Raw genomic sequence first — 22,359 nt, 5'->3', positions numbered from 1 at the left:
CAAATCCCCCGTCACCCGCTGCGCGGGTGCCCGCCCCCTTTTTCGCTTTCAACAGCCGAATGGCTGGTCAAGGGAGCATTCACGTCCGGCAGTGGAGACACCGGGAAGGCGTGCACATTTCCGATAGAAGACCATCCCCATGTGGTGATGACGAAGAGGAATACCTCCCCCTTTGAAAAAGGGGGATTGAGGGGGATTTGCGGAGCTCGCTCCGCTGCCTTTCCCGTGCGCGAAAAGAGCGTTCGCTGCCGGAGCTCCCGGCAGCCGAGCAAGCTCGGCTCTACGCGGTTGGTTTTTCGCGTGCGATCGCCCGCCAACCAATGTCGCCGCGATGGAACTCCCCATCCCAGCCGATGCGCTCGACCGCGGCATAGGCATTGCGCTGGGCATCGCCGACACTGTCGCCGAGCGCGGCCACGCACAGCACGCGGCCGCCGCTGGTCAGCACTTCGCCGTCGTTGCCGGGACGGGTGCCGGCGTGGAAGACCTTGGCCGGGCGCAGATCCGCATCCAGGCCGTGGATGGCGTCGCCGGTCTTCGGCGTCTCCGGATAGTTCGCCGCCGCCATCACCACGCCCAGCGACGGGCGCGGATCCCAGTCGGCTTCGATGGCGTCCAGGCGACCGTCGATGGCCGCTTCCACCAGGTCCACCAGATCCGAGCGCAGGCGCAGCATCACCGGCTGGGTTTCCGGATCGCCGAAGCGCACGTTGAACTCGATCACCTTCGGCGCGCCATTGCCGTCGATCATCAGGCCGGCATACAGGAAGCCGGTGAACGGCACGCCGTCGGCGATCATGCCCTGCACCGTCGGATTGACCACTTCACGCATCACCCGGTCATGCACTTCCGGCGTCACCACCGGCGCCGGTGAATACGCGCCCATGCCGCCGGTATTGGGACCGGTGTCGCCGTCGCCGACCCGCTTGTGATCCTGCGAGGTCGCCATCGGCAGCGCGGTGCGGCCGTCGACCATGCTGATGAAGCTGGCTTCCTCGCCATCGAGGAATTCCTCCACCACCACCCGCGCGCCCGCCGCGCCGAACGCGTTGCCGGCCAGCATGTCCTGGATGGCGGCCTCGGCCTCGGCCAGGGTCATCGCCACGATCACGCCCTTGCCCGCGGCCAGGCCGTCGGCCTTGATCACGATCGGCGCGCCCTTCTCGCGCACGTACGCCAATGCCGGCGCGGTTTCGGTGAACACCGCGTAGTGCGCGGTGGGAATGCCATGACGGGCGAGGAAATCCTTGGCGAACGCCTTGCTGCCTTCCAATTGCGCGGCGGCGGCGGTGGGTCCGAAGATGCGCAGGCCTTCGCTGCGGAAACGATCCACCACGCCGGCCACCAGCGGCGCTTCCGGGCCGACCACGGTCAGCGCCACGCCTTCCTGTTTCACCAGTTCGACCAGGCGATCGATTTCGGTCGCGCCGACGGCGACGTTGCGGCACTTGCCCTCGCGCGCGGTGCCGGCGTTGCCGGGAGCGACCAGCACTTCGGTGACGCGTGGCGACTGCGCGATCTTCCAGGCCAGCGCGTGTTCGCGGCCGCCGGAACCGATGACGAGGATCTTCATGGCTGTCTACTCCGAAATGCGTGTGGACCCGCGGTGCGGATCAAGGAAAGGAAGGGGAATGGTGGCGCGCTCACGCCTCGGCGCCCAGGCGCGCGGCGGTCAGCCTGACGAAGGCCGGATCCAGCTCGCTGCCGACATAGCGCCGGCCGCTGCGCAGCGCGGCCACGCCGGTGGTGCCGGAACCGTTGAAGGGATCGAAGATGCGATCGCCCGGATCGGTCGAAGCCTCGATGCAGCGCAGCAGCAATTCCACCGGTTTCTGGGTGGGATGGCGGCCATGGCTCTTCTCGCCCTTGGCCGGCGCGGGCAGGCGCCACACCGACTTCATCTGCTTGTCGCCGTTCTCCGCCTTCATCTTCCGGTAGTGGAAGCGATGCCTGCTCTTCTCCGTCTTCGCCGCCCAGATCAGGGTCTCGGTGGAATGGGTGAAGGTGCGGCAGGCCAGGTTGGGCGGCGGATTGGGTTTTTCCCAGGTGATGTCGTTGAGCAGCTTCATGCCCAACTGCTGCATGGCGAAACCCACCGAATGGATCACGTGGTGGGTGCCGGACACCCACAGGGTCCCGTCGGGTTTCAACGCGGCCTGGCAGCGTTGCAGCCAGGCCAGGTTGAACTCGTGGTTGTAGGCCGGGCCCTGGCTGCGATCCCAGGCGCCCTTGTCGACCTTGACCATCTTCCCGCCATGGCAGGTGACGCCGCCGTTGGAAAGGAAATACGGCGGGTCGGCGAAGATCATGTCGAAGAAGCCATCCGGATGGCGTTCGATGATCCGGTCCAGCAGTTCCAGGCAGTTGGCGCGGTACAGCAGCACGCGGCCGTCGGCGTCGGCCCAGGCCAGCCGGTTGGGCGAGGTCGGGCTTGCGGCCAGCGTGCCCAGCCCCAGCGCGTCGGCCAGGGCGTGGGAGGTGGCGGCAGGCTGCGCGCGGGCCGGCACGATCAGTGCCGGAAGTGGCGCACACCCGTGAACACCATGGCCAGGCCATGTTCGTCGGCGGCGGCGATGACCTCGCTGTCGCGCATCGAACCGCCCGGCTGGATTACCGCCTTGATGCCGGCTTCGGCGGCGGCGTCGATGCCGTCGCGGAACGGGAAGAACGCATCCGAGGCCATCACCGAGCCTTCCACCTGCAGGTTCGCGTCCGCGGCCTTGATGCCGGCGATGCGCGCGGAGTAAACCCGGCTCATCTGGCCCGCGCCGACACCGATCGTGCGGTTGTCCTTGGCGTAGACGATCGCGTTGGACTTGACGTACTTGGCCACCCGCCAGGCGAACAGCAGGTCGCGCAGCTCGGCCTCGGTCGGCGCGCGCTGGCTGACCACCTTCAGCTCGTCCGCGCTCATGCCGCGGTTGTCGGAGGACTGCAGCAGCAGGCCGGAGCCGATGCGCTTGCTGTCGTAGTTGTTGAGGCCGGCGCCCAGCGGGATGCGCAGCACCCGCACATTGGCCTTCTTCTTCGCGTAGTCCAGCGCGCCTTCCTCGTAGTCCGGCGCGATCAGCACTTCGACGAACTGGCGATCCAGGATGACCTTGGCGGTGGCCGCATCTAGGGTGCGGTTGAAGGCAATGATGCCGCCGAACGCGCTGGTGGGATCAGTGGCATAGGCCAGTTCGTACGCATCGCCGCAGGCCACGCCGACCGCCACGCCGCACGGATTGGCGTGCTTGACGATCACGCAGGCCGGGGCGTCGAACTGGCGCACGCATTCCCATGCCGAATCGGCGTCGGCCAGGTTGTTGAAGCTCAGTTCCTTGCCCTGCAACTGCTGGAAGGTCGCCAGGGTGCCCGGCACCGGGCCCAGATCGCGGTAGAACGCACCGGATTGGTGCGGATTCTCGCCGTAGCGCAGGTCCATCACCTTCACGAAGGTGGAATTCATCTGCGCCGGGAACTCGCTGCGCGCCGGCACCACCGCCGAAGCATCGGTGACCGCGGACAGGTAATTGCTGATCGCCGCGTCGTACTGGGCCACGCGGTTGAACGCCGCCACCGACAGGGCGAAGCGGGTTTTTGCCGACAGGCTGCCGTCGTGCTCGTCCAGTTCGCGCGCCAGGTCGGCGTATTGCGCGGGGTCGGTGGCGACCGCGACATGGGCGAAATTCTTGGCCGCCGCGCGCAGCATCGCCGGGCCGCCGATGTCGATGTTCTCCACCGCCTCGTCCAGGCTGCAATCGGCGCGCGCGGTGACCTTCTCGAACGGATACAGGTTCAGCACCAGCAGGTCGATCGCGCCGATGCCGTGCTGCGCCATCACCGCGTCGTCGGTGCCGCGGCGTCCCAGCAGGCCGCCGTGGACCTTGGGATGCAGGGTCTTGACCCGTCCGTCCATGATTTCGGGAAAGCCGGTGACGTCGGAGACATCGCGCACGGACAGGCCGGCGTCACGCAGGGCCTTGGCGGTGCCGCCGGTGGACAGCAGTTCCACGTTGCGCGCGGCCAGGGCCTGCGCCAGTTCGATGAGGCCGGTTTTATCGGAAACGGAAAGCAGTGCCCGGCGGACGGGCAGGCGTTGGTCGGTCATGGGGAGATGCGGCGGGAGGACCGCGGAATTATAGCCTCCCGGGCGGGTCGCTTCCCCCGTGGACGGGGCGGATCAGGCCTCAGCCGGCATGATCCGGCGTCATCGGGCGCGCTCAGGCCAGCCCGTAATCCTTGAGCTTCTTGCGCAGGGTGGCGCGATGGATGCCGAGCAGGGCCGCGGCCCGGCTCTGGTTGCCCTCGCAGTGGTTCAGGACTTCCACGAACAGGGGAATCTCCATTTCCCGCAGGACAATCTCGTACACGTCGTCGGCGTCGCAGCCGTCCAGATCACGGAGATAGCGGCGCACCGACTGGGCGACATGCTCGCGCAGCGGCGGACGGGGCGAACGGGGGTTGTCTTGGCGGGTGGAAGCTGCGTTCACACGGGTTCCCGGAAGCGGAGGACGAAGCGCCCGCCTTGTGGTTGTGTTCTGCGGCGGGGGAGGGAGTCTAGCGCCAGTCGTGCGTCCGTGCACCCCGTTCGTCGCGGGAACGCGCGATGGTGGCGCCGATCAGTGGAAGTCGAAGGAAAACGCGACCACGTTGGCACTCGGCTCGCGGACCCGCACGGCCACCTGGGCGCTCTGCCCCGGACCAATGGTCGCCTGGGCCGCGCTGTCCCTGGGCAGGTACTCGGCCGGACGCAGCGCGCGCGCGCCCAGGGTGCGCCCGTCGGCATCCTTCAGCGTCAGCGTCAATACCGGCCACGACTGCGCCCAGCGCGCATCGTTGCGGAAGGTTGCCTGCGCCAGCAGCACGCCCGGCGCGCCGGGCACCGGACGCACGTCGCGGTCGAGCATCGCGAACGCCTGCGGTTCGCGCCACGGCGGCAGCGAGCAGCCCAGCGCGTTGCACAGCGACGCCAGTACCGGCCGCCAGCCGGCATCGGCGGAAAGCCGCGCGCGATCGGCCAGCAGCACCTGCAACACCAGCACCACCGCCAGCACGATCAGCGTGGCCCATTGCCAGCGTGGCACACCGGAAGGTACGCGTGCATGCGCCTGTCCATGCAGGAAGCTGGGCGCGCGCGATGCCGGCCGCGCCGGAGCGTGGGCCGCCGGCGCGGCGGCGGGTAGCTCGACCGCGTCCGGTTCGGTGATCGCATCGGCGGAAAATTCGGAGGAATCTGCGGATTTGGATTCGGTTTCGGCGATGGAGGATGCCGCCTCGACCTCGACGGCGTCGTCTTCCGCCGGCCTGGCGACGGACGCGGATGATTCGACCGCACCGGCTTCGTCGCGGCGCAGCAGGCGCGCGAGGCTGGGGCCGCCGTCGACCGCCGCGGCATCGGGCACGGATGCGGTCGCGCGTCCGTCGTCCCGCGCGCCGGCGTCGCCCAGCGCGCCCCCGCAACGCGGGCAGTGCGCCGGGGCATGCTGCCCACGCGGGTCGGTGGCCACCAGATAGCGACAGTGCGGGCAGGCGATGAACATGCGGCCTATTCAAACATGCGGGCCGGGGCGCGCAAAGCCGGGCAGGCAGGGGCGGACCCGCGCGCACCGTCCAATCGGCGACGCCGTCCTGAGATGGCCCGCGAGTTCCATCGCGGACTGGATCCGCAAACCCGAGGGATTGCGCTGTTCTGGTATTGGTGTCCGGAGTGAAGCAGGCACCGCGGACGCGCATGTTCGACGCGCGCGCTTCCCCTTCTTCACCCCTGCCACAAGCGGCTGGGACTTCTGGCCGATGGCGCCACACCGGCGGGCTTCCTAGAGTGGTGATACCGGAGAGCCGCCCCGAGCTGAAGTTCGGCGGCAGCGCGTCGTTGCTGACGAGGAGCGGTGATGAAGTTTCGACTGGCCGGATGGTTACTGGCGGGATGCGGGTGGCTGGGGACGGCGCAGGCCGGAGAGTGTCCGGCGGCTATCGTCGGCAAGGGTGCGCGGGTGCCGGGCGCGGTGATCGTGTCGTTCCGGGACGCGCGGGCGGACATCGATGCCTGCGGTATGGCCGATGTCGCAGGCCAGCGCACGATGTCCAGCGAAACGGTGTTCCAGGCCGCCTCGCTCAGCAAGCCGGTCACCGCGATGATCGCCCTGGCGCTGGTCGATGACGGAAAGCTGGATCTGGATCGCCCGCTGGCGGGTTATCTGGATGGGCCGTACCGGCATGATCAGGCGCTGCTGGGCGACCAGCCGGTGTGGGATGTCGTCGAGGATCCGCGCCTGCGCAAGGTCACCGCGCGCCTGGTGCTGAGCCATCGCGGCGGGCTGCCGAACTGGGCGTTCGGCGAACCGCTGCGGTTCGCGACCGAACCGGGCACGGAATGGAAGTATTCGGGCGAGGGCTTCTCGCTGCTGGCGACGGTGCTGGAGCACATCACCGGCGAATCGTTGCCGGCGCTGGCGACCGAGCGGGTCTTCATCCCGCTGGAAATGCGCGATAGCAGTTTCGTCTGGCGCGACGACTATGCCGATCGCATCGCCACCGGCTACGACAAGCAGGGCAAGCCGCTGGATGCGATGCGCTTCCGCCGCCCCATCGCGGCGGCCTCGCTGTACACCACGCCGGCCGACTACGCGCGCTTCGTGCAGGCGTTGCTGCGGGCCGCGCCCCATTCGGCGCAGGCGCGCCTGCGCGAGCGCCAGGTGGAGGTGGACGCGGCGTACGCGCTGGGTTGGGGGCTGGGCGTGGGGCTGGAGGAACACGCCCAGGGCGACTGCCTGTTCCACCATGGCATCAACAACGGCTTCCAGTCGTTCTTCATGGCCTGCCCGGCGCAACGTCGCGGGGTGCTCTGGTTCACCAACAGCGACAACGGCCTGTCGCTGGCGCCGGAACTGCTGGAGACCTATCTGCCAGGCCCGCATCCGGTGCTGGGCTGGCCGACATTGCATCCCTAGTCATCCCGGGCGGGACGGATCCCCGCGTTGCCCGCGACACGCGGTTGCGAAGACCGGTCGCCGACCTTAGGCTCCAATGCGGGGACGAACCGGATCCGCCGGTTCGATCGGTATCAGGGGCATGCAAGGGTGATGGGAAGGATCGCGCTGTTCGCGCTGCTGGTGTTGTTGGCGGGGTGCCGGGTCTCGTTCACGCCGTCGCAGGAAGACAAATTGCCCGCATCCACGGCTGGCACCGCCGAGGAACAGGAAGCGGCGCGGAAGGCCGCCGAAGGCTATCTGGCCCTGATCGACAGCCAGCAGTATCAGAAGACCTGGGAAGACGCGGGCCCGGCGTTGAAGGACATGACCAGCGAGTTCGTCTGGGTCAACACGCTGAAGCTGACGCGCAAGATAGTGCTTCCCGAGGGACGCAAGTTGCAGGGCTTCGGCTTCAGTACCCGCGTGGATGCGCGGGTGCCGGAAGGCGAGTACGTCGTGGTCCAGTACCTCAGGCGCGCGGACGGCGCCACCGGCACCGAGAAGGTGGTCATGCAGCGGCACGAGGGCCGCTGGATGATCATCGGCTACTTCGTCCACAAGCAGGTCAACTTCAGCGCCGACGCGGACTAGCGGCCGCCCGCGTCGCACCCGCCGGCCATCGCGCATCGCGCGCGTTGCGGAAGACTCAGCCGGCGCGCGCTTTCAGGAACTGCTGCGCGGCCGCTTCCCAGTTCTGCCCGTCGAACGGGAACACCTTCAGCGCCGACAGATCCACCTCGTCCACGCAGCGCAGGTTGACCACCCACATCGCCGGGGCGATGCGCGGATGGCTGAAGGGACTGACGCCGCAGTGCCGGCAGAAGTAATGGGCGGCGGTCTGGGTGCCGAACCGGTAGGTGCCCAGTTCGGATTCGCCGGACAGCAGGCGGAAATGCGCGTCGTCCGTGCCGTGCCAGAGCGCACCCTTGCGCCGGCAGATCGAGCAGTTGCATTCGATGGCGACGCCCACCTCGCCATCGAACTCGAAGGTGACGCGTCCGCAATGGCAACTGCCCCGATGTGCTTGCATGCCGCTCTCCCGTGCGTGATGCCGGAAATGTCCGGTGGATTCCCGTGGCCCGGGGACGGCGGCCGCCGCTGCCGGGAAACCGCAGCCTAGGGCGGTAAACCGCCGCGGGCAAGGCGCGGTGCGGCAGCGCGACGGAGAACTGCGGCTAGCGCCGGCGCTTGCGCGGACGCTTGCCGCCGTCGCCGATCAGATCCAGCAGGCCGGTGCGCTGGCGCGGCGAAAGGCTGTCGAAACGTTCCAGCAGGCGGCGCTGCTGCTCGCTGAGATCCTTGCCGTAGCCGGCGCCGTCCTCGCCGACGTGCGGGTTGGGCTTGTCGATGAAGGCCGGGCCGCGGCCGGTGGCGAGGAATTCGAAACCCATGCCGGTGCGGATGGCCAGGGCGATCATGTTCTCGACCGACGGACAGGTGCCATCGACCATTTCCCACTGGGCGATCGCGCTGCGGGTCAGGCTCAGTTCGACCGCGAGTTGTTCCTGGGTCAGACCGGCGTGTTCACGGGCCTGTCGGACCCGCAGGTACAGCTTGTTGCTCACGATGTTGGCATGGGAGGACGAAGGGGAAACCGATATAGCCGGTCCTCCATGCAAGTGAGGTCAGTAACACTGGCTCTGGCGGATTGTTAGTGATTCTAACATGGTGAAAATTATGCCACTCACATTAGCTGGCGGCGAAAGATATTCGACTCACGCTGAGCGGCGGATGCCGTCGATGCGCATCCAGTCGTCCTCGCGTTCGGCGCGCAGCGATTCGAACCACGGCGAGTAGCGCTCCAGCAGATCCGCTTCCTGCCCGTGCAGGATGCCCGACAGCGCGATGCGTCCACCCGGCGCGACGCGATCGGCCAGGGTTTCGGCCAGTGCGTCGAGTGCCGAGGCCAGGATGTTGGCGACCACGATCGGATAGCGCGCCACCGGTTCGTCTTCCGGCAGGAACACCGACAGGTGATCGCCCACTTCGTTGCGCCCGGCGTTGTCGGCGGTGGCGATCAGCGCCTGCGGATCGTTGTCCACGCCCACCGCCGCCGCCGCGCCCAGCTTCAGCGCGGCCAGCGCGAGGATGCCCGAGCCGCAACCGAAATCCAGCACGGTGCGCCCGGCCAGTTCGCCGTCGCCGGCCAGGCCGTCCAGCCAGCGCAGGCACAGCGCGGTGGTCGGATGGGTGCCGGAGCCGAATGCCAGGCCCGGATCCAGCCGCACCACCGCCGCATCGTCGGTGCGTGCTTCCTCGGGCAGTTCGTGGTTCCAGGGCACGATGAAGGTGCGCGCGCCGAAGCGCATCGGCTTGAACTGATCCAGCCAGGCGCGTTCCCAGTCCTCGTCCTCGACCGTGCGGAAGGCCGCATCGGTCCAGTCCAGGCCGGGATCGAAGGCTTCCAGCGCGGCCAGCAGGATCAGCGCATCGGTATCGGCGGGGAACAGCGCGGTCAGCACCAGCGAATGCCACAGCGGGGTCTCGCCGACGCCCGGTTCCAGGATGGCCCGCTCGTTGCCGGTATCGGCGTCGGCGTCCAGCAGGGTCACCGACAGCGCGCCCACATCCTCCAGGGCATTCTCGTATCGCGGCTGTTCAGATTCGCGGCAGCGCAGGGTAAGTTCGAGATAGGGCATGGAGGGCGGAAAAATGCGGTTCGGGCGCGCATTGTCGCATGCGACCCGGCAAGACCCGGCCGCGTTGAAACCCCCCACGCGGCCACGGATAATCGCGAGATGCCTCGCATGCTCCCCTGGGTACTCGTATGCGCCTGCGTGCTCGGCACGGCGGGTGCATGGTGGTGGGCGCAGGGCGCGCGGAATGCCGTGGCGCCGATCGCGACCACGGTCGCCGACATCAGCGGCGAACCGGCACCGGCCGCCCGGCCGGCGCGCCGGATCCAGGAACCCTCGCCGACCGCGCTGGCGTTCGACAGCCGGCGCGAATTCGAGACCACACCGGATCTGTTCGTGTATGCGCAGCAACTGGCGCTGCAGGCGCGTGCCGGCGACGCCGATGCCTGGTGGATGCTGAGCCGGGTGCACGATTACTGCGCCGGCTTCGCCAGCAACCCGGCCGGCTATGCCCGCGATACCCGCGCCATCGCGGCGCTGGACGTGTCCAACGCCGCGACCATGGCCGCCGCGCGCGAGCGGGTCAGCGCGCGCTGCGCGCGTTTCATGCCCGAGGACGGACTGTCCTCGCGCAGCGTCCACGAAGCGCGCGTGCAGGCCGCCAAGGCCGGCAGCCTCGCCGCCGAGGCCGCGCTGATGGCCGATGGCGAACCGATGTCGGAGGACGCCGGCTATCGCAGCGCGCTGGTCGCGCGGGTCACCGCTTCCGGCGATCCGCAGGCCTTCCTGGCGCTGTCGCGGGCGATGGGCCTGGCCGCCAGCGGCGCGGAAGCCGAACTCGGTGGCGTGTCCGGTACCTGGCTGTCGGAAGTGGCCTGGCAGATCGCCGCCTGCCGACTGGGGCTGGATTGCCGTCCGCAAGGTAATCTGATGACCGCCTATTGCGCCCACGGTGGCATCTGTTCGCGGGACCCGTCGCAGGACTTCCCCGCATTCGTCGTGGACGCAGGCGTTCCGCGACAGGGTGTCGAGAACTTGAACGAGATGGTCGATAGTCTGCTGTCGGGCAGGAGAGCAATCCAATGAGCCACCCATCGAACCGCAACCGGTTCTTGCCAAGGCCTCACATCTGGCTGTGGATGCTGGTGTTCGTCACCTATGCCGCCGCCGCCGCCACCGTGGTGATCAACGCCATGGACGCGCCGTACCGCGATCTGCAGCGCACGCCCGCCGGCGTGCAGGCCTCGCAGGAAGATCGCGCGATCGGCGCGGCCCAGATGGTCGCGCTGTACCGCGCGCGCAGTGGCGCGCCGTTCTCGGCGCTGCCGGCCGGCACCACCCTGGAAGTCACCTGGCCGGACGGTTCCAGCGAAACCCTGCGCATCGTCGACCCGCTCTCGCCGACCGGCGTGGTGCCGGTGAAGGGCACGCAGCGCGAGAAGCGCTGAACCCCATGCTGTGGGAGCGACGTCAGTCGCGACGGTGATATCACCCGGCTCGCAAACCCATCGCCCCAAACGAAACGGCCCGGGGCGGTTTCCGATCCGGGCCGGGTTTCTTCGCGACTGACGTCGCTCCCACAAGAGAGGGGAAGGGTGACGTCAAGGCCGCGCGTTCGACTCGCCGGCCGGTGTGGTGCCGGTGAAGGGCACGCAGCGCGAGAAGCGCTGAACCCCATGCTGTGGGAGCGACGTCAGTCGCGACGGTGATATCACCCGGCTCGCAAACCCATCGCCTCAAACGAAACGGCCCGAAGCGTTTCCGATCCGGGCCGGGTTTCTTCGCGACTGACGTCGCTCCCACAAGAGAGGGGAAGGGTGACGTCAAGGCCGCGCGTTCGACTCGCCGGCCGGTGTGGTTCCGGTGGAGGGCACGCAGCGCGAGAAGCGCTGAACCCCATGCTGTGGGAGCGACGTCAGTCGCGACGGTGAAATCGCCCGGCTCGCAAACCCATCGCCTCAAACGAAACGGCCCGGGGCGGTTTCCGATCCGGGCCGGGTTTCTTCGCGACTGACGTCGCTCCCACAAGAGAGGGAAAGGGTGACGTCAAGGCCGCGCGTTCGACTCGCCGGCCGATGTGGTTCCGGTGGAGGGCATGCAGCACGAAAAGCGCTTAACCCCGCGCTGTGGGAGCGACGTCAGTCGCGACCGTGATATCACCTGGCTCGCAAACCCATCGCCCCAAACGAAACGGCCCGAAGCGTTTCCGCTCCGGGCCGGGTCTCTTCGCGACTTACGTCGCTCCCACAGGGAAGTGGGAAGAGGGTTTGATCACACCAGCGCGATCGACTTGTTCTTGCGTTCGGCCAGGCGCTTTTCCAGGTAGTGGATGTTCTGGCCGCCGGCCTGGAAGCCCTGGTCGCGCATGATCCGCTGCTGCAGCGGGATGTTGGTCTTGATGCCGTCGACCACCATCTCGCTCAGCGCCACCCGCATGCGGGCGATGGCGGTTTCGCGATCCGGGCCATGCACGATCAGCTTGCCGATCATCGAATCGTAGTTCGGCGGCACGCGGTAACCCTCGTAGATGTGGGTGTCCACGCGCACACCGGGGCCGCCCGGCGGATGGAAGTGCTGGATCAGGCCCGGGTTGGGCATGAAGGTTTCCGGATCCTCGGCGTTGATGCGGCACTCGATGGCATGGCCGCGCAGGACGATGTCCTCCTGCTTGATGGTCAGCTTGCGACCGGCGGCGATGCGCAGCTGCTCGCAGACCAGGTCGATGCCGGTGATGCGTTCGGTGACCGGGTGCTCCACCTGGATGCGGGTATTCATCTCGATGAAGTAGAAGCGGCCGTTCTCGTACAGGAACTCGAACGTGCCGGCGCCGCGGTAACCGATGCGCAGGCAGGCTTCCACGCAGACCTTGCCGATTTCGGCGCGCTGCGCCTCGGTGATGCCGGGCGCGGGTGCTTCCTCCACCACCTTCTGGTGGCGGCGCTGCATCGAGCAGTCGCGCTCGCCCAGGTGGATGGCGTTGCCCTGGCCGTCGGCCAGCACCTGGATTTCCACGTGGCGCGGATTTTCCAGGAACTTCTCCATGTACACCTGATCGTTGCCGAACGCCGCCTTGGCTTCCGACTTGGTGGTGGCGATGGCGTTGCTCAGCGCGGCCTCCGCGTGCACCACGCGCATGCCGCGACCACCGCCGCCGCCGGCCGCCTTGATGATCACCGGATAGCCGATCTCGCGGGCGATCTTGGTGTTGGCGACGATGTCGTCGCCCAGCGGACCGCCCGAGCCGGGCACGCACGGCACGCCGGCGGCCTTCATCGCGCGGATCGCTTCCACCTTGTCGCCCATCAGGCGGATGGTGTCGGCCTTGGGACCGATGAAGACGAAGCCGGACTGCTCCACCCGTTCGGCGAAGTCGGCGTTCTCCGACAGGAAGCCGTAGCCGGGATGGATGGCCTGCGCGTCGGTGACCTCGGCCGCGGCGATGATCGCCGGGATGTTGAGGTAACTCTCCGACGACGGCGCCGGACCGATGCAGACCGACTCGTCGGCCATGGCCACGTGCTTGAGGTTGCGGTCGACCGTGGAATGCACGGCCACCGTGCGGATGCCCAGGGTGTGGCACGCGCGCAGGATGCGCAGCGCGATTTCACCCCGGTTGGCGATGACGACTTTATCGAGCATGGGAAGGCCGGGAATGGGGAATGGAGAATGGGGAATCGTAAAAGGCAGTGCGGTTCATGCGGGCTCCACCTGTGGCTTGCCGATGGCGTTCATGAGGGCGGTGAGCTTGGCGAATATCCGGTCGATGAGTGCTTCCAGTTCCGGCGATGCATCGACAAATCCCAGGCGAATGGCGATTTGCTGTTGCGTATCCAGTTCCGACAACGAACCTCGTGCGATCGAAAGAAACCTCAGATATTCGGCCGTCGAACGGCGGGCGGCACCCTCGGCGATGTTGGAAGGAATGCTGACGGCCGAACGCCGGAGCTGCGCGGTCAGGCCGAAGCGTTCCGAATCGGGAAAGTGGGCGGACAATTGGTAAGCCATTTCCACCAGATCCATCGAGTCCCGCCACACTTCCAGCCGCGCGTGCGGCCGCTTGGACGATTCCCGATTCTCCATTCCCGATTCCCGTTGATCAGCCGATGACGAACAACGGCTGATCGAATTCCACCGGCTGGCCGTTCTCGGCCAGGATGGCCTGGACGGTGCCGGAGACGTCGGCTTCGATCGGGTTGAACATCTTCATCGCCTCGATGATCGCCAGGGTGTCGCCGGCCTTGACGGTCTGGCCGACCGTGACGAACGCCGGCTTGTCCGGCGAGGCCGAGGCGTAGAAGGTGCCGACCATCGGCGCGCGCATCACGTGGCCTTCGGGCAGGTTGCCGCCGGCCTTGGCGGCGCCGCCGGTGGAGGCCTCGGTGGGCGAGCTCATCGGCATCGGCGCGGCCGGGCGGGCCTCGACCGGGGCGTACACCGGCGCCGGCGCGGCGGCGACCAGGCCGCCCTTGGGCACGCGCGCCAGGCGCACGGATTCCTCGCCTTCCTTGATTTCGATTTCGGCGAGATTCGACTCTTCCAGCAGGTCGATCAGTTTCTTGATTTTGCGGAGATCCATAGGGGCCTCTTGGTTGAGCGGGTTCCCAGGCGGGGAACGAAAAGGAAAAGGTCGGAAAGGGTCAGCCGGACAATCGCGCCAGCGCGGCATCCAGCGCGTAGCGGTAACTGTCGGCGCCGAACCCGCAGACCACGCCGACCGCCAGATCGCTGAAATAGCTGTGGTGGCGGAACGGCTCGCGGCGGTGCGGATTGGACAGGTGGATTTCGATGAAGGGCAGGGCCACCGCCGCCAGCGCGTCGCGCAGGGCGACCGAGGTGTGGGTGAAGGCGGCCGGATTGATCAGGATGAAGGCGGTACCATCCGTGCGGGCCGCCTGGACCCGGTCCACCAGCAAATGCTCGGCATTGGACTGGACGCTGGACAGCTCATGGCCCCCCGCCTGCGCCTGCGCCAGCAGGGCCGCGTCGATGTCCGCCAGCGTGGCATGGCCGTACACCTCCGGCTCGCGGGTGCCGAGCAGGTTGAGGTTGGGACCATGCAGGACCAGCAGTTTAGCCATGGGCGCTCCGACGGGAGGGCGGCAGTCTGCGCGAAGCCGGCGATCCTGTCCAGATCGCCGAAGTTGTTGGCGTTTTAAACGGATGTTTGAATTTCCGGAGCCCCACGCGCGCAAGGCTTGGTGGATGGACGTTTCGCGCGGGCAGGCCCGCGACAAGGGGGCCGGAGGGCGGTGGGTCCGCGACGCCAAACGGGCTGCGGACTTCCCGGGAGTTTTAGGTGGTGGCGTAGAACCGTGCGTTGACGGCATGTTCGCCGGAGAAGGCGGGGGATGCGTCTGGGCCCCTCGGGTCAGCGGGCGCCTATTGAGCTTGGCTGCTGACGTCCGCGACGAAGCGCGCGGCGATGGCGGCGTGGCGCGCGGACAGGCGCTTGATCGCCGTATCGAACCGGGAGCGCCAGCCGCTGCCGCGTTCAAGGAGGTCCGCGACCGATGCCTGCAGCGCATCCACATACCCCTGGTCGAGCATGCATTCGATCACGGTGCCGGCTTATTCGAGGTCTTTGAGCGACTCGACATGATCGGACGCCGGCCTCACGTAAATCTGACGGGCCCCGCCGTCCAACTAGGCGAAGTACCACGCTTGCCCTTGATGGACTTGGACTGAAAGGAGCCCGACAGGGGGCCATGCTCCGGTGCAGTTCCGCATGGTGGGTCGCTTCATAGGCTTCGCCGCAGGCGGCCTGGGCGCCTGCGGGGAGTTCGCGATAGAGCGCGGTCATGACGGATAGTCCGAGTTATACAACTAAGGACAGAGACGGTTGTATAACTCAGATTTCAAAGTAGGGCGGGCCAGACAAGCTCGTCCTGGCACACCCCCGGCGCCTCTTGTCTCAAAATCGAACGAGATGATCTTGGAGCGGAGTTCGTCGCCCAGTCTCAAAACGGTCATTCGATTTGCAATGAAATTCATCGATCCGGACCACTTCGCGGCACAGGGCTGCCTGCGCCTGGAGGGATTCCATCCGCGGACGCGGCTGGCGGCGCTCAAGCGGGCACTGGATCTCGAGTTGAAGCGCGTGCACGCGGGACGCGGCGTATCAGCGTCGCTGCGGGCCCTGCCGGTCTTCCAGCAGATCGGCCGGTTGTCCGCGCTGGTGAAGCTGCCGGGCCTGCACGAAACACTGGCGACACCGGAGCTGAGGCAGAGGGTCGCGCACCTCGGTGGACGCACGCCGTCCGGCGTCCAGGACACGCAATTGTTGCTGTCGCCCGTGAAGCAGGGGACCTGGACACTGCAAGGCCTGAACTGGCACGTGGACGTGGGGGCGGATGCGGACGGCCCAATCCCCGGCATTCAGGCGTTCTTCCTCATCGATGACGTGGCCCCCCACGGGGGAGCGACGCTGGCGCTGGCCGGATCCCATCGGCTCGGCGCCGATGCGATGCCGGCGTTGAGGCGAGTGCTCAGGACGTCGACGGATCTGGAGCGGGACCTTGCCGGTCTTGGCATCCGGCTCGTGGAAATGTCGGGGCGCGCCGGCGACGTGTTCCTGATGGACCTGCGCACGCTGCACACGCCATCGGTCAACACGACGGCACAGGTACGCATGATGGCGACCACGCGCTACTTCATGGGCGAGTGATGAAATCGTACAGCGCATAGTTGTCCCAACAACGATGACAGCGGACGCTGGATGGCGTTCGTGTGGCGAATGGCAATGGATCCACTCGGGGAAGTGTCTGCGTGAGATGTTTGTTTCTCACCGAATGACGGTGGATGGCATATCTCGTCATCTGCATAACATTGAACGCCAAAGCATTGAACGCGCTCGATGGCGAAGGCAGACTCGTCGCCGGAGCTCCAAAACTCCTTCGTAACGTAAAGCCACCGAAGAATTTTGGAGTACTACCAATGAGTTCAGAGTCTGCTACGTCCGCTTTGCCCCGCACCGGCTACTTCTTTTCCGAAGCGGCCATCTACGAACTGAAACAACTGCGCAACCAACTCAACCTGATGGGCTGCCTCAGCGCCGCCTGCGGTGGCGACGAACACAACGAACCCACCATGGCCATCCATCGCTGGTACGCCAGCTTCGAAAGCATGGAGCGACAGGTCGATCGGATCATGAGCCAGTCGGAGTGGATCTCGGTCAGCCCGGCGAAACCCGGCGACGGCCCCAAGCGGAAGCTGCTGAAACGCAAGCGCGCGATGCGCTGATGCGGGTAGGGGGAGATCGGGTAGCACGAGGATTCCCCCGTCAGTCCAGTGGAGGGGAACTTCCTGAATTTCCCCCCGGCCTCGGGCATCATCGCGTCTCGCCCATCCTGCGTGGCTGCTGGACTTCCCGTCGACTGCAAAAGGCATGGAGTGACGCGGCAGACGCAGCCGGGGTCGCAACCGAATTTTTCCCCGCGAGGGGTGTGTTGCGGACGGGATGCAATAGCGGGAAGCTCCACATCCTCGGCCAGGGAGGTGCGGCGATGGCATGCGACTGGATCGGCTTTTGCAGCCTCAAAGAGGAGGCCCAGGCAGCTTGGGCCCAGGCGGTCCTGTCGGTGTTTGCCATCGGCGTGGCGATCTATCTGCCGCATCGAGACCGAAAGGCCGAATTGCGGCGTCGACTGGATGTCTACTGCACCCTGCTGGGCACGCTCTCCACCCAGGCAAAGATGGACGCCGAGCACCTCGAGCGAGCCATCCAGATCGGTGGCGACGCCACCCGGCCATTGGATGGATGGCAAAAGATGGTGGATGCGATCGCGTCGTGTCCCCTGCATGACGTTCCCGACCACCGGCTGGTCCTGCTCCTGTCGGATGCGGGCATCATGGCCGGGATGGAAGGAGAGGCCTGGAACCGCGGACGCGGTGCCGACGTGATCCCTGCCGAGCGGAGGCGCGCGCTGCGGGATCTGAAGATTGCCGCCAACACCCTCAGGGAAATCCATGAGGATGCGGTCGCCATCCGGAATGAGCTCGGGAGCTCCACCTGGATCGGAGCCGCCCGCTATCGGGCATTTCGCCTGAAGCGATGGCTGGCCGCAAAGCGGGAGAAAGAAGGAACGACGGGTGCCTGACGGCCTGTTGCCGCAAGCAGATGGATGCCAGCTCCCTTGTCCCGTCAACAAGTGTTGACAAGTCTTCTATCGTCAACTATTGTTGACGCCATGAGGCTACCGAAGACCTTGCCTGACCCCAATGACAGTGCGGATGCCCTCGCGGCCGTACTGGCGCTACGCCAATTGGCGGATGAACTGGAAGCCCGGGCGGTGCATGCCGCGCTGCGCGAGGGTTGGTCGTGGTCCCAGATTGCGGAGGCTTTGGGGGTTTCGAAGCAGGCCGCACATCGGCGTCTTTCACATCTCCAAACCACCGCAAAGGGATAGCGCAATCATGTTCATGTCGCTCAGTCGATATGTGAAAGATGCCCGTACGCTGGCCAAGCTTTGCAGCCGGGCGGAAGAAATCGCGCGCGACCATGGCCATGCCAGGCCGGGCTCCGAGCATTTTGTGCTGGCGGCGCTTGGATTGGCCGACAAGACCGCAAGCGAGGCCTTCGGGCATCTCGCGCTGACCGAAGCGGCTTTCCTTGGCGCACTTGCTTCCCAGCACGAAGCCGCACTTGCCTCCATTGGTGTCGCGCGACCGGCGGTGTCCGCAGGCCCCCCTGCCCAGACACGGGTCGCTCCGAAAGGCAGCCTCTACGAAGCGGGGCCTTCCGGCCAGTCGCTTGTCCAACGCCTGGCGGAGTCGCGCGGCGCACGGAAGGGCCGCGAACTGCTGGGCGCGGATGTCCTGCTTGGCGTCGCCCAGGAGGTGCACACAAGCGCGGCCCGTGCCTTCCGGGGGCTCGGAATCAGCGCCGAGCAAATGGCCGACGCGGCATCGGCGGCGATGGCCGGGCACGCGGCTCGCGCAGGCGCTGGCTGATCCGGATTCATCTCCAAGCGTTACGGCGATCTTCCAGATGAAGGCCGGTGACCCGGATCCGCTTCCGGGATGATGAGCCGATCTACCTGGCGAGTGGTGGGTCATCTCCGACCGAAAGGTACACGGCTGTCGGGATGGGATTTCAGGTCCACTCGTGAAGATTCCGACGCCCCGAGTCCCCATCCACCCCGCCATGCGCGTTTGCCCTGACTGAAGCAGCAGCCTGCGCGGCACCCTGGGTGGAGTTCATCAATTCCGGCAGCGAATCATGCTGCCGATGCAGTCCAGCGTTGGCCAACCCTGGCAGAAGCACCGTGTCGTTTGCCCTTGTCCGATGGCAGCAGCGGGGAAACCGACTTTGAGCGTCGATCTTCGCGGGACGACGGCGTGGCGACTTCGGATGTGCCCGGGCGCTTCCGGACGGGCTGCGATAGAGGGTGGCCTGGAGACGACGAGTCCATGAGCCCCCGAGTCTTTCGGAGACGCCTTCGAAGATGAGGCTGTCATCCAACCGTCCGTCGCTGCCGCGCAGGTCCACCGACAAGGAGGACCTTGGGCTTTACCCACCCCGCCGCGCCGAATGCTGCTGCTATGCAGCAAGGAATCTCCCACAGTTCCTCCTCTGAGGTCATTTGGCGCCAATTTGGGGGGCGGATGGCGGATTTCTGCCCGGGGATCCGTCCCGGAGTGAAATAGCACTTGATTTGTATGATTGAATATTTGTATACATTATCGGGAGGGGATGGTTTGACCTGACCGGCGTCGCCGGACGGAGCCATCGGACCGCAGCCAAACCTGGAGGGGGTAATGAGCTACCGGAACAACCTGTTGTGCGACGCGATCCGTGTCGCCTTGCTGTTCGGCGTCACGCTGTCACCGGTCATCGCCGTCGCGCAGCAGGCCGAACAGTCCACGGCCACAAGCGCGAACGCGGACGAGCCGGCGGCCGGCGTCCAGAGCCTGGATACGGTGCGCGTCACCGGCTCGCGGATCCGCCGGGTCGACGTGGAGACCGCGCAGCCGATCGAAGTGATCAGCCGCCAGGACATCGAGAAGCAGGGCTTCCAGTCGGTCGGCGACATCCTGCAGAACCTCAGTGCGATGGGCAACGCGCCGCTGAGCCGCGCCAGCCCGAGCAGTTCCGGCGCGGACGCGGGTGGCACCTATGTCAGCCTGCGCGACCTTGGACCGGAGCGCAGCCTGGTGCTGGTCAATGGCCGCCGCATGGGCGTGGGCATCACCGGCCAGGCCGACGTTTCGCTGATTCCGGCCGCGGCGGTGGAGCGGATCGAAGTGCTGAAGGACGGCGCCTCCTCGATCTATGGCGCTGACGCGATCGCCGGCGTGGTGAACATCATCACCCGCTCGAACTTCGAGGGCGTCAGCGCCAGCGTCTACTATGGCCAGTACAGCGAAGGCGACGGCGCGGTGACCAAGGGCGACATGGTGTTCGGCTTCAGCGGCGATCGCGGCTCGCTGACCTTCGCCGCGGAGTGGGCCAAGGAAGACCGCGTGGGCGCCGTGGATCGCGAATACAGCCGCTATCCGAGCTCGCAGCGCCATCCCACCGACAACTGGGCGATCAACCTGCCCCGGGCGGTGTTCACCAGCCGTCCCTCGGATGGCCTGCCGAACGTGGTCTACACCGGCAACAACACGCGCGTGCTGCTGCGCGACGGCGGCGACCCGATGAATCCGGCGGACTATATCGCCCAGGACACCTTTGTCGGCACCTGCCTGCCCAACTCGGTCGCCCAGCCGGGACCGAACATCTGCGTGCCCGGTTCCACCGCCACCAAGTTCAACACCAAGGATCTGGCGGACTTGCGGATTCCCCGCAAATGGAAGTCGGTGTACGCGGACGGCATCCTGAACATCACCGACGCCGTGCGCTTCCGTACCAACCTGCTGTACAGCGACCGCTCCAGCACCCGTACATCGTCAGGGCGGCCACTGACCGCCAGCCGGTTCAATCTGCCCATCTCGGGCGATAGCTACTTCAACCCGATCAATCGCGACATCACCACCTGGTTCCGCAACTTCCAGGAAGTCCCGCGGCAGACCACGAATGAACTCAGCACCTTCCGGTTCTCCGCCGCGCTCGAAGGGACCTTCGAACTGGCCGCGCGCCCCTTCGACTGGGACGTGTCCTACATGCACAACCGGAACAAGCTGCTCCTGACCGGCATTGGCGATATGGGCATCGATCGTCTCCGCAACGCACTGGGACCGTCGTACCTGGATACGGCCACGGGCGAGGTGCGCTGCGGACGACCAGGCGCGGCCGTCGCCGGGTGCGTTCCGTTCAATCCGTTCATTCCCTATGGAACCGTCGCCCCCTACGGTCTGACGGGTAACCAGAAACTGCTGGACTACCTGTATCACATCGAACACGACAGCGGCGAAACCATCACGGAAGTGCTGGCGGCCAACCTGTCGGGAACCGTGATGGCGCTGCCGGCCGGCGATCTGGGATTCGCGGTGGGCGTCGAGCGCAGGAAGGAGAGCGGCGAGTTCATTCCCGACGCGATGGCGGCGGGCGGACTTTCCACCAATCAGGGCGACAACCCCACCCGCGGCAGTTACTCGGTGAAGGAGCTGTACGCGGAGCTGGAGGTGCCCCTCCTGGCCGACATGCGTTTTGCCCGGGAGCTGAGCCTGAACATGGCCAGCCGCTATTCCGACTACAGCAATTTCGGCGATACCACCAACAACAAGATCGGCCTGCGCTGGAAGCCGATCGATTCGCTGATGCTGCGTGCCACGCTCGCCGATGGCTTCCGCGCGCCCACCATCAGCGATCTCTACGGTGGCATGAGCGAGACGGCCGAACGCTATACGGATCCGTGCGATGTGGTGTACGGCAGTTCGGCGTCCAATCCGACCACCCGTGCCAACTGCCGGGCCGAGCTGGGCGCGCGCGCGGATACGTTCCGCCAGCTCAACGCCGCCGGCACGCCGGTCACCGGGCCGGGCGCCAGCGCGGCGGTGCCGTTCTTCACCGGATCGAACCCGGATCTGCTGCCGGAGACATCCAAGTCGCAGACCATCGGCGTGGTGTGGAGTCCCGGCTTCATCCCCGGGTTAAACCTCGCCCTGGATTGGTGGCGGATCCGCATCGACGACACCATCGTGTCGGATGGTCCGGACAGCATGCTCACGGATTGCTACGTGATCGGCATCGCCTCGCGCTGCGGACAGAGCACGGGCAACGGTTTTACCCGGGATCCGGCCACCGGCAACATCAATGATCTGCGCTTCGGCGACACCAATGCGGGTTTCCGCAAGGTGCAGGGATTCGATCTGGATCTGTCCTATCGTTTTGAACTGGCGGACTGGGGCAAGTTCAGCATCGGGTCGACCTCCACCTACACGGTGTACGACTACTCGGTCAGCAGCGATCTGCCGGAGCATCCGATTTCCGACGTGGGTTGGGCGGGAAGCAGCTTCCGTCTTCGCTCCAACCTCAACGTGGGCTGGGAACGCGGCATCCTGGGCGCAAGCTGGAGTACCCGCTACTACTCGGGCATGAAGGAAGCCTGCGTCTACTTCACGCCGACCGGGCCCGGCGCGCCGCCGGTGACGCAGCCCCATCTGGAGTGCGACGAGATCACCTATGCGCCGAGCGGCACGCTGGGGCCGGATGGCCGGCCGGAGAGCGAGATCTCGCGGCGCCGCAACGTGGGGGCCACGGTCTTCCACGATGTGCAGTTCCGGGTGACCCTGCCGTGGAACGCCACGGTGTCGGTCGGCGCCAACAACGTGTTCAACAAGGTCGGGCCGCTGATGTACACCCAACCGCTGTCGAACTACGCGTACTACGGCGGCTTCGACATCGGCCGGTTCCTGTACCTGCGCTACACGCAGTCCTTCTGATC

At 66.5% G+C, this 22,359-nt stretch carries 23 protein-coding genes; 10 read left to right on the top strand and 13 right to left on the bottom strand.

Features of this window, described 5'->3' with window-relative positions:
- Positions 1-280: 280 nt before the first annotated feature.
- The 5 genes from purD to FG323_RS09155 all read right to left on the bottom strand — a co-directional run bounded on the left by purD (position 281) and on the right by FG323_RS09155 (position 5,525).
- Positions 281-1,573 carry a phosphoribosylamine--glycine ligase gene (purD, locus tag FG323_RS09175; RefSeq protein WP_141454216.1) on the bottom strand — a complete coding sequence of 431 codons (1,293 nt, stop codon included), beginning with the start codon at positions 1,571-1,573 and terminating at the stop codon, positions 281-283.
- A 70-nt stretch (positions 1,574-1,643) separates the two neighbouring features.
- Positions 1,644-2,507 (bottom strand): site-specific DNA-methyltransferase, encoded by an 864-nt coding sequence (locus FG323_RS09170; RefSeq protein ID WP_220094143.1) that lies wholly within the window; start codon positions 2,505-2,507, stop codon positions 1,644-1,646.
- A gap of 2 nt (positions 2,508-2,509) precedes the next feature.
- On the bottom strand, positions 2,510-4,093 hold the full coding sequence (gene purH / locus FG323_RS09165) for a bifunctional phosphoribosylaminoimidazolecarboxamide formyltransferase/IMP cyclohydrolase (RefSeq protein WP_141454215.1): 1,584 nt from the start codon (positions 4,091-4,093) through the stop codon (positions 2,510-2,512).
- 112 nt (positions 4,094-4,205) lie between these two features.
- Positions 4,206-4,475, bottom strand: coding sequence for a DNA-binding transcriptional regulator Fis (gene fis / locus FG323_RS09160; RefSeq protein WP_141454214.1), 270 nt, complete (start codon positions 4,473-4,475; stop codon positions 4,206-4,208).
- Positions 4,476-4,604: 129 nt separating this feature from the next.
- Positions 4,605-5,525 (bottom strand): DUF3426 domain-containing protein, encoded by a 921-nt coding sequence (locus FG323_RS09155; RefSeq protein ID WP_141454213.1) that lies wholly within the window; start codon positions 5,523-5,525, stop codon positions 4,605-4,607.
- A 351-nt stretch (positions 5,526-5,876) separates the two neighbouring features.
- Here FG323_RS09155 and FG323_RS09150 point away from each other — a divergent pair, with 351 nt between their 5' ends.
- Both FG323_RS09150 and FG323_RS09145 read left to right on the top strand, forming a co-directional pair.
- Positions 5,877-6,935, top strand: a complete 1,059-nt coding sequence (locus FG323_RS09150; RefSeq protein ID WP_141454212.1) for a serine hydrolase domain-containing protein — start codon at positions 5,877-5,879, stop codon at positions 6,933-6,935.
- Positions 6,936-7,067: 132 nt separating this feature from the next.
- Positions 7,068-7,547, top strand: a complete 480-nt coding sequence (locus FG323_RS09145; protein ID WP_141454211.1) for a DUF4019 domain-containing protein — start codon at positions 7,068-7,070, stop codon at positions 7,545-7,547.
- A gap of 55 nt (positions 7,548-7,602) precedes the next feature.
- Here FG323_RS09145 and FG323_RS09140 read toward each other — a convergent pair whose 3' ends face one another.
- The 3 genes from FG323_RS09140 to prmA form a co-directional block, all read right to left on the bottom strand.
- Entirely contained in the window at positions 7,603-7,986 is a 384-nt protein-coding gene (locus tag FG323_RS09140) for a GFA family protein (protein ID WP_141454210.1), read from the bottom strand.
- A gap of 145 nt (positions 7,987-8,131) precedes the next feature.
- Positions 8,132-8,524: a helix-turn-helix transcriptional regulator gene (locus FG323_RS09135; RefSeq protein WP_181444175.1), complete on the bottom strand. Its 393-nt coding sequence runs from the start codon at positions 8,522-8,524 to the stop codon at positions 8,132-8,134.
- A gap of 147 nt (positions 8,525-8,671) precedes the next feature.
- On the bottom strand, positions 8,672-9,595 hold the full coding sequence (gene prmA / locus FG323_RS09130) for a 50S ribosomal protein L11 methyltransferase (RefSeq protein ID WP_141454208.1): 924 nt from the start codon (positions 9,593-9,595) through the stop codon (positions 8,672-8,674).
- A 99-nt stretch (positions 9,596-9,694) separates the two neighbouring features.
- Between prmA and FG323_RS09125 the strand changes: the two genes are divergently transcribed.
- Together FG323_RS09125 and FG323_RS09120 are read left to right on the top strand one after the other, a co-directional pair.
- Positions 9,695-10,618, top strand: a complete 924-nt coding sequence (locus FG323_RS09125) for a hypothetical protein (protein ID WP_141454207.1) — start codon at positions 9,695-9,697, stop codon at positions 10,616-10,618.
- Between the two features lie 26 nt (positions 10,619-10,644).
- The gene (locus tag FG323_RS09120) at positions 10,645-10,980 is read left to right on the top strand and encodes a hypothetical protein (RefSeq protein ID WP_255470114.1); all 336 of its coding nucleotides are present in this window, start codon (positions 10,645-10,647) and stop codon (positions 10,978-10,980) included.
- An 823-nt stretch (positions 10,981-11,803) separates the two neighbouring features.
- On the opposite strand, the gene accC is transcribed toward FG323_RS09120, so the two are convergent.
- The 5 genes from accC to FG323_RS09095 form a co-directional block, all read right to left on the bottom strand.
- On the bottom strand, positions 11,804-13,171 hold the full coding sequence (accC, locus tag FG323_RS09115; protein WP_141454205.1) for an acetyl-CoA carboxylase biotin carboxylase subunit: 1,368 nt from the start codon (positions 13,169-13,171) through the stop codon (positions 11,804-11,806).
- A 54-nt stretch (positions 13,172-13,225) separates the two neighbouring features.
- Positions 13,226-13,612, bottom strand: a complete 387-nt coding sequence (locus tag FG323_RS09110) for a four helix bundle protein (protein WP_141454204.1) — start codon at positions 13,610-13,612, stop codon at positions 13,226-13,228.
- 16 nt (positions 13,613-13,628) lie between these two features.
- A complete protein-coding gene (gene accB / locus FG323_RS09105; protein ID WP_141454203.1) occupies positions 13,629-14,108 on the bottom strand; it encodes an acetyl-CoA carboxylase biotin carboxyl carrier protein in 480 nt (159 codons plus the stop codon).
- Between the two features lie 61 nt (positions 14,109-14,169).
- The gene (gene aroQ, locus FG323_RS09100) at positions 14,170-14,610 is read right to left on the bottom strand and encodes a type II 3-dehydroquinate dehydratase (protein WP_141454202.1); all 441 of its coding nucleotides are present in this window, start codon (positions 14,608-14,610) and stop codon (positions 14,170-14,172) included.
- A 301-nt stretch (positions 14,611-14,911) separates the two neighbouring features.
- Entirely contained in the window at positions 14,912-15,079 is a 168-nt protein-coding gene (locus FG323_RS09095; protein WP_181444147.1) for a hypothetical protein, read from the bottom strand.
- A gap of 433 nt (positions 15,080-15,512) precedes the next feature.
- Here FG323_RS09095 and FG323_RS09090 point away from each other — a divergent pair, with 433 nt between their 5' ends.
- The 6 genes from FG323_RS09090 to FG323_RS09065 all read left to right on the top strand — a co-directional run bounded on the left by FG323_RS09090 (position 15,513) and on the right by FG323_RS09065 (position 22,357).
- Entirely contained in the window at positions 15,513-16,196 is a 684-nt protein-coding gene (locus tag FG323_RS09090; protein WP_141454200.1) for a phytanoyl-CoA dioxygenase family protein, read from the top strand.
- 269 nt (positions 16,197-16,465) lie between these two features.
- Entirely contained in the window at positions 16,466-16,771 is a 306-nt protein-coding gene (locus FG323_RS09085; RefSeq protein ID WP_141454199.1) for a hypothetical protein, read from the top strand.
- A gap of 263 nt (positions 16,772-17,034) precedes the next feature.
- The gene (locus tag FG323_RS09080; RefSeq protein ID WP_141454198.1) at positions 17,035-17,628 is read left to right on the top strand and encodes a hypothetical protein; all 594 of its coding nucleotides are present in this window, start codon (positions 17,035-17,037) and stop codon (positions 17,626-17,628) included.
- Positions 17,629-17,652: 24 nt separating this feature from the next.
- Positions 17,653-17,937 carry a helix-turn-helix domain-containing protein gene (locus FG323_RS19960; RefSeq protein WP_343192859.1) on the top strand — a complete coding sequence of 95 codons (285 nt, stop codon included), beginning with the start codon at positions 17,653-17,655 and terminating at the stop codon, positions 17,935-17,937.
- A gap of 7 nt (positions 17,938-17,944) precedes the next feature.
- On the top strand, positions 17,945-18,481 hold the full coding sequence (locus tag FG323_RS09070) for a peptidase (RefSeq protein ID WP_141454197.1): 537 nt from the start codon (positions 17,945-17,947) through the stop codon (positions 18,479-18,481).
- 807 nt (positions 18,482-19,288) lie between these two features.
- Positions 19,289-22,357 (top strand): TonB-dependent receptor, encoded by a 3,069-nt coding sequence (locus tag FG323_RS09065; RefSeq protein WP_141454196.1) that lies wholly within the window; start codon positions 19,289-19,291, stop codon positions 22,355-22,357.
- Positions 22,358-22,359: the final 2 nt, after the last annotated feature.

This window comes from Pseudoxanthomonas sp. z9 (assembly GCF_006542425.1).
Classification (GTDB): domain Bacteria; phylum Pseudomonadota; class Gammaproteobacteria; order Xanthomonadales; family Xanthomonadaceae; genus Pseudoxanthomonas_A.
Note: the sequence above shows the minus strand (reverse complement) of the source record. Positions and strands in the feature narration are given on the sequence as shown.